This is a genomic window from Pseudomonas capsici (assembly GCF_017165765.1).
Taxonomy (GTDB): domain Bacteria; phylum Pseudomonadota; class Gammaproteobacteria; order Pseudomonadales; family Pseudomonadaceae; genus Aquipseudomonas; species Aquipseudomonas capsici.
In genome coordinates, this window is sequence record NZ_JAFGZD010000006.1 from 161113 (window position 1) to 177351 (window position 16239).

At 59.0% G+C, this 16239-nt stretch carries 15 protein-coding genes; 9 read left to right on the forward strand and 6 right to left on the reverse strand.

All coding sequences use genetic code 11. From position 1 onward, the window contains the following. The first annotated feature begins 35 nt into the window (after nucleotides 1-35). From JSY17_RS10545 to JSY17_RS10560, 5 genes are read left to right on the forward strand one after another with little or no spacing between them, the layout of a single operon-like run. Nucleotides 36-2540, forward strand: coding sequence for a TonB-dependent receptor plug domain-containing protein (locus tag JSY17_RS10545; protein WP_206401700.1), 2505 nt, complete (start codon nucleotides 36-38; stop codon nucleotides 2538-2540). Between the two features lie 5 nt (nucleotides 2541-2545). Then, a complete protein-coding gene (locus JSY17_RS10550) occupies nucleotides 2546-3889 on the forward strand; it encodes an MFS transporter (RefSeq protein WP_117185510.1) in 1344 nt (447 codons plus the stop codon). Between the two features lie 20 nt (nucleotides 3890-3909). Next, the gene (locus tag JSY17_RS10555; protein WP_117183190.1) at nucleotides 3910-5094 is read left to right on the forward strand and encodes an acyl-CoA dehydrogenase family protein; all 1185 of its coding nucleotides are present in this window, start codon (nucleotides 3910-3912) and stop codon (nucleotides 5092-5094) included. Nucleotides 5095-5109: 15 nt separating this feature from the next. Beyond that, a complete protein-coding gene (locus tag JSY17_RS25660; RefSeq protein ID WP_232849391.1) occupies nucleotides 5110-5253 on the forward strand; it encodes a hypothetical protein in 144 nt (47 codons plus the stop codon). A 5-nt stretch (nucleotides 5254-5258) separates the two neighbouring features. Beyond that, the gene (locus JSY17_RS10560) at nucleotides 5259-6455 is read left to right on the forward strand and encodes an amidohydrolase (protein WP_232849392.1); all 1197 of its coding nucleotides are present in this window, start codon (nucleotides 5259-5261) and stop codon (nucleotides 6453-6455) included. A gap of 3 nt (nucleotides 6456-6458) precedes the next feature. Here JSY17_RS10560 and JSY17_RS10565 read toward each other — a convergent pair whose 3' ends face one another. Then, complete coding sequence (locus JSY17_RS10565; protein WP_117183268.1) at nucleotides 6459-7703, reverse strand: MFS transporter; 1245 nt, start codon at nucleotides 7701-7703, stop codon at nucleotides 6459-6461. 280 nt (nucleotides 7704-7983) lie between these two features. On the opposite strand from JSY17_RS10565, the gene JSY17_RS10570 reads away from it, so the two are divergent. The 4 genes from JSY17_RS10570 to JSY17_RS10585 all read left to right on the forward strand — a co-directional run bounded on the left by JSY17_RS10570 (nucleotide 7984) and on the right by JSY17_RS10585 (nucleotide 11642). After that, on the forward strand, nucleotides 7984-8676 hold the full coding sequence (locus JSY17_RS10570) for a peroxiredoxin-like family protein (protein ID WP_200997609.1): 693 nt from the start codon (nucleotides 7984-7986) through the stop codon (nucleotides 8674-8676). A 42-nt stretch (nucleotides 8677-8718) separates the two neighbouring features. Further along, a complete protein-coding gene (locus JSY17_RS10575; RefSeq protein ID WP_206401702.1) occupies nucleotides 8719-10068 on the forward strand; it encodes an LLM class flavin-dependent oxidoreductase in 1350 nt (449 codons plus the stop codon). A gap of 175 nt (nucleotides 10069-10243) precedes the next feature. Beyond that, nucleotides 10244-10738, forward strand: coding sequence for a type III secretion system chaperone family protein (locus JSY17_RS10580; protein ID WP_117184492.1), 495 nt, complete (start codon nucleotides 10244-10246; stop codon nucleotides 10736-10738). 10 nt (nucleotides 10739-10748) lie between these two features. After that, nucleotides 10749-11642, forward strand: a complete 894-nt coding sequence (locus tag JSY17_RS10585; RefSeq protein ID WP_117184493.1) for a hypothetical protein — start codon at nucleotides 10749-10751, stop codon at nucleotides 11640-11642. Nucleotides 11643-11678: 36 nt separating this feature from the next. On the opposite strand, the gene JSY17_RS10590 is transcribed toward JSY17_RS10585, so the two are convergent. The 5 genes from JSY17_RS10590 to tauA form a co-directional block, all read right to left on the reverse strand. Beyond that, complete coding sequence (locus JSY17_RS10590) at nucleotides 11679-13016, reverse strand: ATP-binding protein (RefSeq protein ID WP_206401704.1); 1338 nt, start codon at nucleotides 13014-13016, stop codon at nucleotides 11679-11681. Then, nucleotides 13013-13684 carry a response regulator gene (locus JSY17_RS10595; protein ID WP_200997611.1) on the reverse strand — a complete coding sequence of 224 codons (672 nt, stop codon included), beginning with the start codon at nucleotides 13682-13684 and terminating at the stop codon, nucleotides 13013-13015. Before JSY17_RS10595 ends, JSY17_RS10590 begins: the two co-directional genes overlap by 4 nt. 90 nt (nucleotides 13685-13774) lie before the next feature. Then, nucleotides 13775-14011 (reverse strand): hypothetical protein, encoded by a 237-nt coding sequence (locus JSY17_RS10600; RefSeq protein WP_117185502.1) that lies wholly within the window; start codon nucleotides 14009-14011, stop codon nucleotides 13775-13777. A gap of 99 nt (nucleotides 14012-14110) precedes the next feature. Further along, nucleotides 14111-14950, reverse strand: a complete 840-nt coding sequence (gene tauD, locus JSY17_RS10605) for a taurine dioxygenase (RefSeq protein ID WP_206401706.1) — start codon at nucleotides 14948-14950, stop codon at nucleotides 14111-14113. Nucleotides 14951-14965: 15 nt separating this feature from the next. Further along, the gene (tauA, locus tag JSY17_RS10610; RefSeq protein WP_408636089.1) at nucleotides 14966-15949 is read right to left on the reverse strand and encodes a taurine ABC transporter substrate-binding protein; all 984 of its coding nucleotides are present in this window, start codon (nucleotides 15947-15949) and stop codon (nucleotides 14966-14968) included. Nucleotides 15950-16239 lie beyond the last annotated feature (290 nt).

Here is a 16239-nt window from a genome sequence, read left to right on the forward strand (position 1 = left end):
GGAATGGAAAGCGGCACCCGAATCGGAGCCACACCATGTCTCGCCCCAAGACTTTCCAGCCCAGGCTGAACCTGCTGACCGCAGCGACACTGGGTCTTTGCGCCAACCAGTTGGCGTTCGCCGCCCAAAGCCCTACTGATACAGCCCTGCAGACCCTGGTCGTGACCGGTGCCCGCGATGAAGGCCGTACCGTGGCCAAGAGCCTTGCGCCCATCGACGTGATCAGCGCCGACGACCTGGCCCGCTCGGGCAAGCAAAACCTGCGCGACGCCCTGGCCGCCAGCGTGCCGTCCTATACCAATGCCGCCGGCTTTACCGGTGGCACGGGGCTGTCGGTCAAATCGGCGACCCTGCGCGGCCTGGGCGGTAACCATGTGCTGGTACTGGTCAACGGCAAACGCCGTCATAACACTTCGCTGATCTTCGTGCAGACCGCCGCCACCTCAAGCGGCCAGTCGCCCGCCGACCTGGACCTGATCCCGGTCAGCGCAGTGGACCATGTCGAAGTGCTGCGCGACGGTGCAGCTGCGCAGTACGGCTCGGATGCCATCGCCGGAGTGATCAACATCATCCTCAAGACCAACCGTTCCGGCGGCAGTGCCAGCGCGCTGTATGGGCAATACAAGGAGCGGGTCGGCGGCAAGGGTAATTTCGGTGCCCGCGGCCAGGGCCAGATCAATCAGGGCTTCGAGTTGCCCAATGACGGTTTCTTCAGCCTCAGCGCCGATATCGGTATCCAGGAAAGCTCCAACGTCGCAGGCGCAGTGCCCGATCGTACCCGCATCTACTTTCCGCAGAACGGCAGCGCCGACCCACGGGAAACCAGCGAAAGCCGCTATCGCCAGCAACTCGGCCAGCCGCGCTCGCAGACCTACAACTTCGGTTACAACGCCGAACTTCCTCTGAACGATGACATCAGCCTGTACTCGTTCTCGACCCTCAGCCACCGCAACTCCACCAGTTGGGGGACTTACCGCACCGCCAACTCGCCACAGAACATTGTTTCGGTGTACCCGGACGGTTTTTCGCCGCGCTTTGTGGTGGAAGAAGATGACTTCCAGACCGTGTTCGGCGCTCGCCATGAAAATCTGCTGGGCTGGCGCTGGGACCTGAGCACCAGTTATGGCCGCAACGATGCCAACACCCGCAACGAGCGTTCGTTGAATCCTTCCCTGGGCCCGGACAGTCCGCGTGACATGGATGGCGGTCATCTGATTGCCAGCCAGTGGACCAATAACCTCGACCTGACCCGTGGCTTCGATACCGGCCTGTTCGCCAAGCCGTTGAACATTTCCACCGGGCTGGAATTCCGCCGCGACGGCTTCGGTATCGAAGCGGGCGAATCTGCGTCCTATGCCGACGGCGGTTACATATTCCCCGTTGGCCATCCGCTGGCCGGGCAACGCCCGAACCCTGGCGCGCCGGGGCTGGTGGGCTTCACGCCGCAGGATGCGCACAACTACTCGCGGACCAACACCGCAGGCTATATCGACCTCAGCCAGAGTCTGACCGAGCGCTGGGATGTCAGTCTGGCCGGGCGTTTCGAGCATTACAGCGACTTTGGCGATACCGGCAGCGGCAAGTTCTCGACACGCTATGCCTTCACACCGCAGTTTGCCGTGCGCGGCACCATCAGCAACGGCTTCCGGGCACCGTCGCTGCAACAACAGTATTACTCCTCATCGCTGACCGCCTGGCGCACCAGCCCGCTGACCGGCCAACTGGAACAAGCCATCACCCGCTATGTGACGGTGGACGATGCTGCCGGCCAGGCACTCGGTGCCAAGGATCTGAAACCCGAACGTTCGACCAACTACAGCCTGGGTTTTGTCGCCACGCCGACGGAAAACCTCGACGTGACCGTCGATCTTTATCAGATCGATATCAAGGACCGCATCCTGCAGACCAGCAACCTGCAAGGCACTGCAGTTTCCAACCTGCTGGCCGCCAACGGTCTGGATCCGAACCAGATCGTGTCCTACTTCGGCAACCTGGCCGACACCCGCACCCGTGGCATCGATCTGGTGGCCGACTATCGCTATGACCTGGGGCGTTACGGCAAGACCAAATGGACCCTGCTGAGCAACCAGAGTCTGCAGACCATCGAAAAGATCAAGGAACCCGAAGCTCTGGCCGGGACCGGCGTCAGCGCCGTGGGGCGTGATCGCCAGGGCAACCTGACCACGGCCTATCCGAAGAACGTCACCTCCCTGACTGCCGCCTGGCAACTGGGCGACTTCGACGTGACGCTCAAGGGCACCCGCTACTCGAAAGTCACCGGTCGCAATCAGGTTTCCGCCAGCCGCGACGAGGAAATCCGTCCGGCGCTCATCACCGACCTGAGCCTGGGTTACTGGTTGAGCGATGCGGTGAAAGTGACCGTCGGCGGCGAAAACATCTTTGATCGCAGGCCCCAGCAGCTCAACGAAGAAGCCAAGCGTTTCTACTTCTTCCCGACCGACAACCCGACCTATAGCTGGTACTCGCCCTACGGGCTGGAAGGTGCCTACTACTTCGCCAAACTTGACGTGAGCTGGTAAGACCGATGAGCACTCCCGGCGCTGTACCCGCTGACACGCAATCCACTGAAAACACCGAGGTGGTTTTCGACCAACGCCTGTACCGCAAACTGGCGTGGCGAATCATGCCGTTCCTGTTCCTGTGTTTTGTCCTGAACTGGCTGGACCGGGTCAACATCAGCTTTGCCCACTTGCAGTTCAAGACTGACCTGAACATCAGCGACGCCACCTTCGGCATCATCGTCGGGGTGTTCTCCATCGGTTATCTGCTGTTCGAGATCCCCAGCAACCTGCTGCTGGAGAAGTTCGGCGCAAAGAAAACCATGACTCGGATCATGATTCTCTGGGGCCTGGTGACCATTGCTACCGCCTTCGCCCAGACGCCCGCGCAGTTCTATGTACTACGGATACTGCTGGGCGCAGCCGAAGCCGGGTTCTTTCCCGGCGTGATCCTGTACCTGACGTACTGGTTTCCGGCCAGCCATCGGGCACGGATAACCTCACGTTTCATCATGGCGATTGCGGTCTGCGGGATCATCGGCGGCCCGTTGTCGACCTGGATCATGAGCCACTTCGGCGGCCTTGGCGGCTTTACCGGCTGGCAATGGCTGTTTGTGGTCACCGGCATTCCACCAGTGCTGGCCGGTTTTTTCGCCTGGTACTGGCTGGACGACAAACCGGCCAACGCCAAATGGTTGAACGATGCCGAAAAAAGAGCCATCGCCGACGCATTGGCCCATGAGCGCAAGCAGCGCCTGCCCGGTGGGCATCAACGCTTCGTCGAAGCGCTGAAAGACCGCAAGGTCTGGTTCATCACCCTGGCCTACTGCCTGACCATCATGTGTACCGGCAACGTCACCAATATCTGGGCGCCGTCGATCATCCGCGATTCGGGGGTCAGCAACCTCGGCCACCTGGGACTGCTCTCGGCCCTGCCCTATGTGATCGGAGTGTGCATGATGCTCTGGGCCTGTCGCCATTCGGACCTGCATCAGGAGCGCCGCTGGCACTTCGCGCTGGGCGGTCTGACTGCTGCACTGGCCATGGCGGTCCTGCCGCAAATGCTGTTCAGCCCATGGTCGGCCATTGCCGTACTGACCGTGATGACCAGCGGCTATCTGGTGGCCACCTCGATTTTCTGGACCATCCCCACCTATTACCTGTCGGACGGTGCCAAGGCTGCCGGTCTGGCGCTGGTCAATTGCTGCGGACAAGTCAGCAGCCTGCTGACGCCGATCATGATCGGCTCGATCAAAACCAACACAGGCAGTATCAGCCTGGCGCTCTACATAGTCGCAGCCCTGGTGGCCAGCGGCACACTGATCCTTTTGCTCGGCGTTTCACGCCAATCCTTGCGCGATGCGCCCTGATCACTTTTCGAGAGTTGCACATGACTGATTACCTGGCACTGGCCCATGAACTGGCTACCCACATTCAACCCGGCGCAGCAGATCGTGATGCCAACCGCACCCTGCCCTATGCCCAGCTCGACCTGATCCGCGAATCGGGACTGGGTGCCGCCCGCGTGCCGACGGAGTTTGGCGGCGGCGATATCAGCCAGTTGCAGGTGGCGCAGATATTCATCGCCCTGGGCAAGGCCGACCCTTGCGTGGCCCAGGCGCTGTTCCCGCATTTCGCCACCGTCGAGCACCTGCGCCTGATTGCCAACCCGGAACAGCAGCGCCGTTACCTCAGCGCCTTTGCCGACCGGCAATTGTCCTCTGGCGCGGTCGCCGAGCGCAGCGGCACCTTTCGCGGCGAAATCCATACCCGGCTCGAGCGTCGTGGCGAACAGCTGATTCTCAATGGCAGCAAGTTCTACAGCACCGGCTGCCTGTTCGCCGATCTGCTGAAGATCCAGGCCGTGGACGAAGACGGCAACGCGCTGTACGTGATGCTGCCCGCCAACACGCCGGGCATCACCATGCTCGATGACTGGGACGGCATGGGCCAGCGCAGCACCGCCAGCGGCAGCACCTTGCTGGAAAATGTCATCGTGCAACCGGAGCAGGTGATACCTCTGGCCCAGTGGTATCAGCGGCGCAACTACGTCGGTGCCAGCGCCCAGTTGATCCACTGCTCCATCGATATCGGCATTGGCCTCGCCGCACTGGACGATGCGGTGCACTGGGCGCGAAATGGCTCGCGTCCGGTGCGCGAAAGCGGCGTCGACAAGGCCCGTAACGATCCGTACATCCTGCACACCATCGGGGATCTTTCAGCGGCGATTCATGGTGCCGAAGCGCTGGTTGAAAAGGCCGCGCTCAGCGTCGATCTGGCCGCACGTACCCAGTTGCAGGGCCTGCTGAGCGGCGAAGAACTGGACGCTTTGCTGGCACGCTCCTCGATTGCCGTGGCCGAGGCCAAGATCGCTTCTACCCGTGCCTCACTGCATGTCTGCGAGCGCCTTTACGAAGTAGGCGGCGCGGCGACCACCCAATCGAGGTACAACTTCGATCGTCACTGGCGTAACGCCCGGACCCACACCACCCACGATGCCGTGGCCTACAAGTACAAGGCCATCGGTGACTACCTGCTCAATGGCAATTACCCGCCTATTGCTTTCACCTACTGACAGAACAGGTCAACCATGCAGCCGAATCACAAGCCCTGCACGCGCCTGGCAGTGGGCGCTTCATTATTGCTGACTTTGTTGGCAAGCCAGGTCCGGGCCGCCGAACCGACGGCCTGGGCCGATCTGGATGCGCAGATCGCCGCGCCCTGCCCGGCGTGATCGAATTGCGCCATGCCATCCATCAACACCCCGAGCTGGGTAATCGTGAATTCAATACCAGCAAACGTATCGCCGAGCGATTGCGAGAGCTGGGCCTTGAAGTGCAGACCGACATCGCCCATACCGGTGTGGTCGGCGTGTTGCGCGGCGGCAAGCCGGGACCGGTAGTGGCGATTCGCGCCGAGCTGGATGCCCTGCCGCTGATCGAACAGACCGGCTTGCCCTACGCTTCGACCGTGCGCGTGCAGGACCAGAGCGGCGACTTCCGCACCCGTGGCAAGGAAGTCGGCGTGATGCATGCCTGCGGTCACGATGCGCACATGGCCATGGCCCTCGGCGTGGCCGAAGTCCTCGCCGCCCACCGCAACGAACTGCCCGGCACCCTGAAGCTGATCTTCCAGCCCGCCGAAGAAGGTCCGCCGCTGGGTGAAACCGGCGGTGCGCGGTTGATGATCAAGCAAGGCGTACTGACCAACCCGGCACCCAGCGTGATCTTTGGTCTGCATGTCACCGCCGGTACTGCTGGCGCCTTCACCCTCAGCCGTACCCGCACCACAGCGGCAGCCGATACCTTCGTTGCCCGTATCAAGGGCCGTCAGACCCATGCCGCGTTTCCCTGGACCGGCATCGATCCAGTGCCGGTCGCGGCACAGACCATCCTCGCCTGGCAGACCATCCCCAGTCGCCAGTCGAACCTGAGCCTGCTGCCCGCTCCGGTGATCTCGGTAGGCCGGATCGAAGCCGGCGACCGTCACAACATCATCCCTGCCGAAGTGCGCCTGGAAGGCTCGATCCGCACCGTCAGCGACGAACAGCGCGAAGATGTGCTGATGCGCATGCGCCGCAGCGCAGAAAAAATCGCCGAAGCCTCCGGCGCCACGGCAGAGATCGACTACCTGCCGGGCAACTACCGCGCCGGGCACAACGACACCGCACTGGTCGACCGAATGCTGCCGGTGCTGAACCAGGTCTCCACCACTTCGGTGAAAATCGACAACGGCACCTACGGCGCCGACGACTTTGCCGAGTATGCGCGACAGATCCCGGGGATATTCATGCGCATGGGCGTTACGCCACCGGCACTGGAAGGCAAGGCCGTATGGCCGACTCACTCGCCGGGATTTACCGTGGATGACTCAGCGCTTGCCGTGGGAATTCGGGCGCTGAGTCGGATGACATTGAGTTATATGGCAGGTGGATAGTGATCAGGTGATCAAAGCTTTTTTGATAGATGGCAGCTTGCTTGCGTTGAGAGTTTCAGGCACCGCCGCCCACAACAGAACCAGCGCCGCAGCCGCCACCGCGGCAAGGGTCAGGAACGCCGCGCTGTAACCGGCCTCCTGAACCACAAAGCCCGCCAGACTATTGCTTAGCGCAGCGCCAAGGCCGAATACCGTCGAAAGCGCACCAAGGCTGATATTGAAATGTCCGGTGCCATACGTGAGGTCTTTGACAATCACCGGAAACAGGGCACCGAAGATACCTGCTCCGACACCGTCCAGTAGTTGCACGGCGACTAGCCAGTAAGGATCGTCCGACAGGGTATAAAGCGCACCGCGCAACGGCAGGATCAGGAAACCAATCAACAACAGCGGCTTGCGCCCCCACAAGTCAGCCTTGGCTCCCACCAGCAAGGCGGCCGGGATCATGACCAGTTGCGCCGCAACGATACAGGCGGAAGTCAGTGGCGTGGCCATCTGCAGATTGACCTGCGCCAGTTTCTGGCTCACCAGCGGCAACATCGCGGCATTTGCCAGATGAAACAGCGCGCAGCAAATGCCGAACAGCAGCAATGGTTTGTTGGTGAGCAGCACGGCAAAACCCGAGGGCGGTTCAGCATGCCTCGCGTCATGGGTATCCAGGCCACGTGCGAGATCATGGTTGATGGCATCCGCCGAAACGAAGCTGACCGCAATCACACTGCCCAGCGCCATGACCGCCATCAGATAGAAGACCGCAACAGGTCCGAACAGGTAAGAGAATCCGCCAGCCAACAAGGCCGCACAGGCATTGCCGGCATGGTTGAAGGTTTCGTTGCGTCCGGTACGGCGCGTGAAAGCTTTTGGCCCGGTGATACCCAGGGAAATTGCGGCAATGGCCGGGGCAAATACCGATGAAGCCACAGCACTGAGGGCTTGAGTCAGGGCGACCAGAGTGAATGAGGTCACGAAAGGCAGCAGCAGGCAGCTACCGGTCACCAACAGCGCCGCCACTGCAATGATCGCCCGTTTACCTCTTGCACTGTCGACCAGTGCTCCAGCCGGAGTCTGGGTAATGAGCCCTGCAATGCCAGCAATCGTCATCACCACGCCAATGCTGGCAGGATCCCAATGGTGAACGGCCAACAGGTAAATCGCCAGGTAAGGTCCGAGCCCGTCGCGTACATCCGCAAGGAAGAAATTGAGGCTATCGAGGGACAGAGCGTTACGGCGATCAGAGTGACTGGCCAAGGCGGGCATCTTCAATACTTGAGGTTTCGCGACATGACCAACCTCTGCGAGGGTAATGACCGCTCGTCACTGTTTTTAGTTTCATGAAACATCGTCGGCAGGCTCAGCCCTTAAAATACCAAAATCTGATTATATAAATTTATAAAATAACAAAAACATATAATTAGCTTAGACCTAAAAAGACTTTCACAGGCGTTTCTCGGCGGCCTATCGTCTATACCGGTCCGACCCCTTTCTTGGCGGAGGCCGCTTCCCCAAAGACCTTCGTCAGGAGCCTGTCATGAGCGAATCCCTCAACCATCTATTGGCCGAACTGCATGCCGAGCGCGTACGTACCTGGGCACCCGCAGCCCTGAAAATCAATATTGATCAACGTCAGCGCCTGGTCGATGAAGCGCGACCGGATACCTTCGTCAAGGCGGGTGACAGCATCGCGCCCTTCGAACTGTTCAAAGTCGAAGGGGGCACGCTCAGTCTTGATCAACTAGTGGCTGACGGCCCCGCAGTGCTGGTGTTCTTCCGCTTTGCCGGTTGTCCGGCCTGCAACATCGCCATCCCCTATTACGAGCGCAACCTGCAACCGGCCCTGCGACAGCGCGGGGTTCCATTGGTGGCGATCAGCCCTCAGGTTCCGGAACGTCTGGTGGAAATCAGGGACAAGCACTCGTTGAGCCTGCAAGTGGCCAGCGACAAGGACAATCGGCTGGGCCAGCGCCTCGGCATCCTCTACAGCTTCGACGAAGCATCGCGTCAGGCCTCTCTGGCCAAAGGCCAGGGAATTGGCGCAATCACCGGCACCGGAACCTGGGAACTGCCGCAACCGACCGTGGTGGTCATCGGTCGCGACCGCCGCGTGCATTTCGCCGAAGTCAGCCCCGACTGGCTGGTACGCAGCGAGGCACAAGCGATCATCGATGCCGTAGATGCAGCACTGGATGCCGACAGCCAACCGGCCCGACAAGTCAGAGCATGATCACACCGAACGCCCTCTATTCCACCGAAAGGACTTGAACCCATGAGCAAACGTCAACTGCACTTTGGTGCCATCCTGACCGGCGTCGGCACCGACCAGCAGGAATGGCTGCACCCGGATATTCCCGGCAACGCCAGCATCGATATCGGCTGGTACAAGCAGCAGGCCCGGGCGGCCGAAGCAGCACATTTCGACTTTGTATTCATCGTCGACAGCCCCTATATCACCCCGGACTCGGCACCGCACTTTCTCAACCGCCTGGAACCACTGACCCTGCTCTCGGCGCTTGCGGGTGCTACCGACAGGATCGGGCTGGTCGCAACCCTGACCACTTCCTACACCGAGCCCTTCAACGTAGCCCGGCAGTTCGCTTCACTGGACCAGATCAGCCACGGACGCGCCGGCTGGAACGTGGTTACCACCGGACTCGAAGGCGCAGCGGGCAATTTTGGCCGCGAGCAGCACATCGACCACACCGAACGCTATCGCCGGGCCAGAGAGCATGTCGAGGTGGTTCAGGGGTTGTGGGACTCCTATGAAGACGATGCCTTCCCTCGCGACAAGGCCAGCAAGCGCTTTCTGGACCCGAGCAAGCAGCACCGCCTGGACCACCGCGGTGAATTCTTCTCGGTCACAGGGCCGTTGAACATTTCCCGCTCGGCACAGGGCCAGCCGGTAATCTTCCAGGCAGGAGTCTCCGAGTCCGGTCGCAAGCTGGCAGCGGAAATCGCCGAAGGCATCTTTGCCGGTGTCGACAATTTCGAGGATGCCCGCGAGTACTACGCCGATATCAAGCGCCGTGCCGCAGCGGCAGGCCGTGATCCGGCGCAGGTGCTGCTGTTCCCGGGCATTACACCGATCATTGCCGATACCGATGAACAGGCACAGGCGATTCTGCTGGAGCGCGAAGGCGAGGTAGATCTGAACAAGGCCTTGGTGCAACTGGGCCGCCCGTTCAACTATCACGACTTCGGCCAGTATGACCTTGACGCCCCCTTCCCCGAACTCGGCGAGCTGGGCAGCAACGGCTATCGCGGCCATGCGGAGAAGATCAAGCGGGTCGCCAGGGAAAAAGGCCTGACCCTGCGCGAAACCGCTCTGCGCTTTGCCCGTCCCTTCACCGGTTTCGCCGGTTCGGCACTGACCGTCGCCAACGAGATCGAGCGCTGGTTCAACGAAGGTGCGGTGGACGGCTTCAATATCCACGTCGGCGCACCGGCCAGCTTTGCCCGCTTTACCGAGGAAGTACTGCCGATCCTGCGCGAACGCGGGCTGTTCCGCAGGGAATACCAGACCAGAACCCTGCGCGGTCATCTGGGAATCGATGTACCCCGCAATCGCCATAGTCGGCAGGTTCAGGAGCAGGATTCAGAGGTGACAGAGCTGGCGTGAGGTATTTGAAGATGCCCGGACTTAACAAAGTCCGGGCCTCATCGCAGGAATATAAGGTATTCCGACAAGCCTCGATCAGAATCAGGAAGCTTTTATTGGGATATTCGAGCTGCCTGCTGGAACCGATCCGAAACTCGTGACCACTCAGTCACATGTTTTTATCAAGATCAGAGCCATGCAATCAGATCATTTTCAGACGCTTGCACGACATGTCGTTCAAAAGTACCGAGACTCATCACAAACTCCTGACGAGGAACATCATCCGGTCTATCTACTGACGTTTGGCGTTGAAGTAGATATTCATCTGATTGGTAGCCAACCCGGATATTTAAATCTGGTAGCTACATTTCCTGCGCCCAGTCAGTGGCTTGCACCTGAAGGTATGAAGGCTCTCTTGGCGGAAAATGTCTTCAGTCTTTTCCATCCTGCGCTGATGTTCGGCCTAGAAACCATGAGTGGAAAGATGGTGATCTCATTGCGCCAGCCATTGGCAGAACTGAATGAAAACAAAGTCCTGAATCTCGTTGAAAGTTTTGCTCAAAGGGCAGTTGATTTTCACTCCGGAAAGATACTCCCGCCCGTCCAAACCCCATCCAGTTCAAAGCCGGATGCCTTGAGCAAGACCAATTTTGCAACGATGACAATCCAAAGCTCATCGCTACGTAGTTAGGAGACAGTCCATGCCAAAAATCAGCAGTTTTTTTCATGGCAGTTCATCCACTCAACATTACGACGCAACTGTCCAGAACCACGAATCTGACAAGACCGTTCACGAGACAGTCAGACCCGACAAGTTGGGCCTGCATAATTATCAGGGCAAGACGGTAACTGTTACCTCAGGCACTCTGAATGCACTGGCGGATGCCACTTGGGCCAACCGCGTAGCCAAAAGCGTGATTTCCTCTGGATCAGGCAATCAGCGCACGGACATCATAGAGTCTGGCGGAGAAAGCTGGGCTCGCTTGCATTTGGCTAATCAGAAATATCCAGCGGGCGGTACTGCTGCTCAACTCAAACGTGCACAGAAATTCCAGGGTGGCAATTGTTCGATACACGCCAGCATTGCAATTGCCGCTCTTCAGAGCCGAGGAGTGGATGCTCCCATAAACCGGGTACGCATGAAGCTACCAGACGGCAACTCCCATGAATTTGTACTACTGGGAGATCCGCGAGTCCCAAAATACGGGGAGAGAAATACTGTTGTCGTCGACCCATGGCCCAGCTACCCCAGCGCCTGTACTCTGGACCAGGCAGTACTGCACGATGCTACAAAGAATACCCATGCTCCCATAACTCAACTGATGAACAATTACAGACATGAAATCTATCATGCATCAGTAAGCACACAAGACGCACAGCGCCTGACCAAGATCGAGGTGCTCGGAACTGTAGCGCTTGAAAAGAAGCTTGAGAAAATGAAACTGCCACCTCTGGGATCCCAAGAACTAGTCAATCACGCTCTAGCAGATAATAGTTATGGGCAATTCGATGTTCGTGTTGCAACAGATCCAAGTACACGCTACAGAGATGAATCGGGGGCCATTGTACGAACATTCGACCCTCTCATGAGGTAGTGGCTTCCCCTGATGCTCTCTGGTAGTGCGTACTGTCTAGCGCTCCCGACCAGTATCTGCAGACAATGGCAGCCCCAACGTCACCACAAAGTCCTGACTGGTGCTGCTGAAGTCAATCGTGCAACCGCAACGCTGCACGATCGCCTGAACGATTGCCAGACCCAGCCCGCAACCGGTGCTTGAACTGCTGCGCCAGAAACGCTCGGTCATGTGCCGAAGGCTGTCTTCGGATATTCCATAACTCGCATTCCTGGCGCTGACAAAAGCGGATTCATTGTTGCTTGTCACACGCACGGTCACCTGCGTATCGGCAGGGCTGTGCCGCAAGGCGTTGTCCAGCAGGTTGCGCAGCGCAGCCACTGCCAGTACCGAGGGCATGTCCAGGACAGATGACGAGGTCATTGCCTGGAAACTCAACTGGATACGTTCCGTACTGTTGCCCGTATCCTGGATAGCCAGGGAAACAGCCTGCTCGACATTGCACTGGCTGCCATCTTCGAATGACAGGCTGCCTTCAACCCTGGCCAGTAACAGCAATTGCTCAAGGGTGTTGTGCAGCCGGTCAGTCCCCTGCTCGGCACGAACCAATGCCAGTTCTCTGGCTTCACCACTGGTCATCTGTGCAACCTGCAAATGGGTTTTTATCGCGGTCAGCGGGCTGCGCAGTTCGTGGGCTGCATCTCCGGTCAGGCGACGCTCGCGTTCGACTGCCTGGCCTATGCGCACCAACAGGTGGTTCTGTGTTTCCAGCAGCGGCTGCAATTCATTGGGCAGCATCCGAAGCTGCAGAGGCTCAAGAGAATCGATATTGCGCTTCTTGAGTTCGTCTCGCATGCGCTTGAGCGGTGACAGGCCTTTGCCTATCCCCAGCCAAAGCATTGCAACGCATGCCAGCAGCGCTACCAGTACAGGAACGGACGCTGACAGCAGGACAGAATGGTTGAGGGATTCGCGCTCCTGCTCACGATCCGCCGTGGTGATAAGCACATCACCCTGAACAAGGGTAAATGTTCGCCAATGCTCACCGTCGATCTCCTGATCATGAAAACCGCCATTGGCGCTGGCGATGATATTGCCGACGTTGCCATGGCTGCTGGCCAGGATTTCGCCACGCAGTGAACTCACCTCACAGGCCATGCCATCAGGAATGGCCAACTGGCTGGCGCTGAAATGGGCACCGCCCTCCTTGGTCGACAAGGGTTCGGGCAACTGATCGACCAAGGCAGCGACCATGCGTGCCGAGGCCACAAGCCGCTGATCGAGGGAGAACATCATCTGGGTGCGCAGGTCCTGATACATCCAGGTCGCCGCCAGTGTCCAGACCACGACAAAGGCAATCCCCAGAATCAGGCTCAGACGCAGGCGCAGACTCATAAGCCGGTCTCCAGCGCCCCGAGCCGATAGCCAGAGCCGCGGACCGTCTCGACAATGCCGTTACCCAGCTTGCGACGCAGATGAAAGATATGGACGTTCAAAGCGTTGCTTTCGACCTCATCAGCGAAGCCGTACACGCTGTCTTTCAACTGCTCGATGGAAAGCACCCTGCCCCGGTTGTTGAGCAACGCCAGCAGCAATGCCTGTTCACGACGCGAAAGGTCGATGGCCTCACCCGCCAACCAGGTTTCCCGGGTGCTGGGATCGTGGGTCAAGGCACCATGCTCGATGAGATTGACCGCTCGCCCGGCAACGCGGCGTACCAGCGTATGCAGGCGAGCATACAACTCCCTCAGATCGAAAGGCTTGAGCAGGTAATCATCGGCCCCCGCCTGCAGCCCCTTGACCCGGTCATCCACATCATCGCGTGCAGTCAGTATCAATACCGGTATCGTCTGACCGGCTAGCCGCAAGCGACGCAGCAGGCTGATCCCGTCCTCATCGGGCAGGCCCAGATCGAGAATCATCACATCGAACTGCGCAACATCCAGCATGGCATAAGCGGCAGAGGCCGAAGCCACGCGGTCGACGTTCAAACCCTGGGCGTTCAAGCCGGCGACGATGCCACTGGCAATGAGCTCATCATCTTCACACAGCAATACGTGCATGGCCGACTCTGTTGGAGGACAGGATTTCATGCTTGCCAGAATAACGCGCAAGCGGCATTTCGGGATCTGAAGATAACAAATGCTTATGATTTAACTGGCGGGCTTTTCATTCATCTCCTGGGATTTGGCATTATCCCGGGACGCACTTGCGGCTGCCTGACTCTTTTCGGCTTTCTCCTGAGCCTTGGCCAGATTCTCACGCGCCTGCTGACGCTCAAGCGCAAAGGCCTCCTGACGCTTCTGAATCATGTCGGCACCATCCTGGGCAAAAGCAGTGGTGCAGCACAGGGCAAGAAACGAGGTCAGAATAAATTTCCTGGTAGTCATCGGTATCACTCTCATGGGTTGGCAGGCTTGCAGCGCCAAGGGCGTCTGCTTCAAGTAGCTGCAACTTTGAGGGGGCCCGATTAAGGCATCGTTAACAGTTCAGGGCCCGAAGGGTCGATCCCCGAGAATCGTCGCACGATGCATGATGCGCCTTTGCGGGCGGTAGTCGTCGCAGGCGTAGTGCTGAGTCAGACGGTTGTCCCAGAAGGCCAAATCGCCCTTGCGCCATTGCCAGCGAACGCTGAATTCCGGTTTGGCGATCTGCTTGAACAGCATCTTCAGCACTGCATCGCTTTCATTGGGTTCCAACTCGAGAATCCGGGTGGTGAAGGATTCGCTGACAAACAGCCCTTTGCGACCTGTTTCCGGATGCACGCGCACTACGGGATGAGTCACGGGCGGATTGGCAGCGCGGGCGGCGTTCCATTTTTCCAATGCGTCGGGGGTATTACCAAAACGCTCCAGGGGAAACGAAAGAGTCAGGTCATGCACGGAGGTCAGGCCATCGAGCAAGTGCTGAATCCTGGCGGACAATCCCTCGTAAGCAGCCGAGCAACTAGCCCACAGGGTATCTCCACCGTGTGGAGGAACATGCCGCGCGCTGAGCAGCGAGCCCATCGGTGGCGACTGGATGAAGGACACGTCTGAATGCCACAGAGCGTTGTCGCGCAGGTCATTGAGGTCGGTATCCAGCAAAAGGATTTCCGGCTGGTCTTCGATCTTCGGATAGATCGGGTGTATATGCAGATCGCCGAACAGGGCTGCCGCGTCTCGCTGCTGGCGTGGCGTCAGCAACTGATCACGCATGAACAGCACCTGATGCTCCATCAGCCCCTGACGCAAAATGGTGTAGCTTTCTGCATTCAACGGGCGACTCAGGTCGACACCGCTCACGCGCGCGCCAAGGGCCTGGCCGATACGTTCAAATACGATGGTCATAGGTGTTTCTCTATATTACTGGGCCTGGCGTACGTACTCGGTGCTCACGTACTCCGAGTAGTCTGGCAACACGGCGGGAATGCGTTTCTGCTCCTTGAGGAATTCCGCGGTGCCGGCGATATTCTTGGCAGTGCCACCCCCGAGCAGGTCGGCGCTGAGCTGTTGCTGGGCGTTGGGGTATCGGGAACCGGCCAGCAGTTCGGGAACGTCGGCAGCATTGGCACCGACCAGCCGGGCAATCTTCCTGGCTTGTTCCGAGTCAGCTGTCCACTTCGCGGCATTGGCCTGATAGTCGGCGAAAGCGCCCAGGGTTACACCCGCGAATCTGGCAAGCACTTCAGGATGCTTTTCGGCGAAGTCCTTGCGGGCGACCCAGACTTCAAAAGTCGGAGCGCCCCACTTGCCTACTTCGGCAGCGTCGGTCAGCACCTTGCCATCACGCTTGATCTCACCCAGGGCCGGCGACCAGACAAAAGCACCGTCGATATCGCCACGCTTCCAGGCGGCATTGATTTCGGCCGGATTGAGGTTGACGATCTTCAACTTGGTGGGATCTATATTCCAGTGCTTCAGGGCACCGAGCAGGCTGTAATGGGAGGTGGATACGAACGGCGTGGCAATCGTCTTGCCGATCAGTTGCTCGGGCTTTTCGATGCCGCTGCTGTTGCGCACCACCAGCGCCTCGGCGGAGTTGATCTGCGCCGCCACCAGAAAAGTCACCAGCGGCAGTTTGCGCGAGGCGGCCGCTGCCAGTGGGCTTGAACCCAGATTGCCGATCTGCACATCACCGGAGGCCAGCGCGGTCACCACTTCCGGACCTGCATTGAAACGACGCCAGTCGAGCTTCTGGCCAATGGCTTTTTCGTAGGCACCGTCGGCCTGGGCGACCTTGGACGGGTCCACACCGGTCTGGTAGCCGATGACGATATCGGCACAATGCGCCTGGGCGGCGGTTGCTGCAGCGACAGCTAGCAGCAGGGCTTTGATGGTGCGTTTCAGGGTCGATTCCTCGCAAATGGCACTGCTGCGGTTTATTCCTGGTGCCTGAGCGCTACCAAGCAACTAGAGGTTAAATAATTTATGGCTATAAAAAACATAAAACCAATAACATTTAACGCTTAGCTTAGAGCGGTCAGCAATAGCCTTGGGGCAGAGCTGCGCGGTTGCTGGGGGGTATGGGACGGCGCGTAGCGCCCAGTGCCTCGCCACAACACGCAGAGCACGAACATCTCATAAGCTGATTTGAGGATAGGTATCGAGAGAAATACGAAGGTTGATTTTCCACCCTG

Excerpts from the sequence above, each read along its gene's own strand:
- JSY17_RS10545 (WP_206401700.1), top strand. The coding sequence starts at position 36 with ATGTCTCGCCCCAAGACTTTCCAGCCCAGGCTGAACCTGCTGACCGCA.
- JSY17_RS10550 (WP_117185510.1), top strand. The coding sequence starts at position 2,546 with ATGAGCACTCCCGGCGCTGTACCCGCTGACACGCAATCCACTGAAAAC.
- JSY17_RS10555 (WP_117183190.1), top strand. The coding sequence starts at position 3,910 with ATGACTGATTACCTGGCACTGGCCCATGAACTGGCTACCCACATTCAA.
- JSY17_RS25660 (WP_232849391.1), top strand. The coding sequence starts at position 5,110 with ATGCAGCCGAATCACAAGCCCTGCACGCGCCTGGCAGTGGGCGCTTCA.
- JSY17_RS10570 (WP_200997609.1), top strand. The coding sequence starts at position 7,984 with ATGAGCGAATCCCTCAACCATCTATTGGCCGAACTGCATGCCGAGCGC.
- JSY17_RS10575 (WP_206401702.1), top strand. The coding sequence starts at position 8,719 with ATGAGCAAACGTCAACTGCACTTTGGTGCCATCCTGACCGGCGTCGGC.
- JSY17_RS10580 (WP_117184492.1), top strand. The coding sequence starts at position 10,244 with ATGCAATCAGATCATTTTCAGACGCTTGCACGACATGTCGTTCAAAAG.
- JSY17_RS10585 (WP_117184493.1), top strand. The coding sequence starts at position 10,749 with ATGCCAAAAATCAGCAGTTTTTTTCATGGCAGTTCATCCACTCAACAT.
- JSY17_RS10590 (WP_206401704.1), bottom strand. The coding sequence starts at position 13,016 with ATGAGTCTGCGCCTGCGTCTGAGCCTGATTCTGGGGATTGCCTTTGTC.
- JSY17_RS10595 (WP_200997611.1), bottom strand. The coding sequence starts at position 13,684 with ATGCACGTATTGCTGTGTGAAGATGATGAGCTCATTGCCAGTGGCATC.
- JSY17_RS10600 (WP_117185502.1), bottom strand. The coding sequence starts at position 14,011 with ATGACTACCAGGAAATTTATTCTGACCTCGTTTCTTGCCCTGTGCTGC.
- tauD (WP_206401706.1), bottom strand. The coding sequence starts at position 14,950 with ATGACCATCGTATTTGAACGTATCGGCCAGGCCCTTGGCGCGCGCGTG.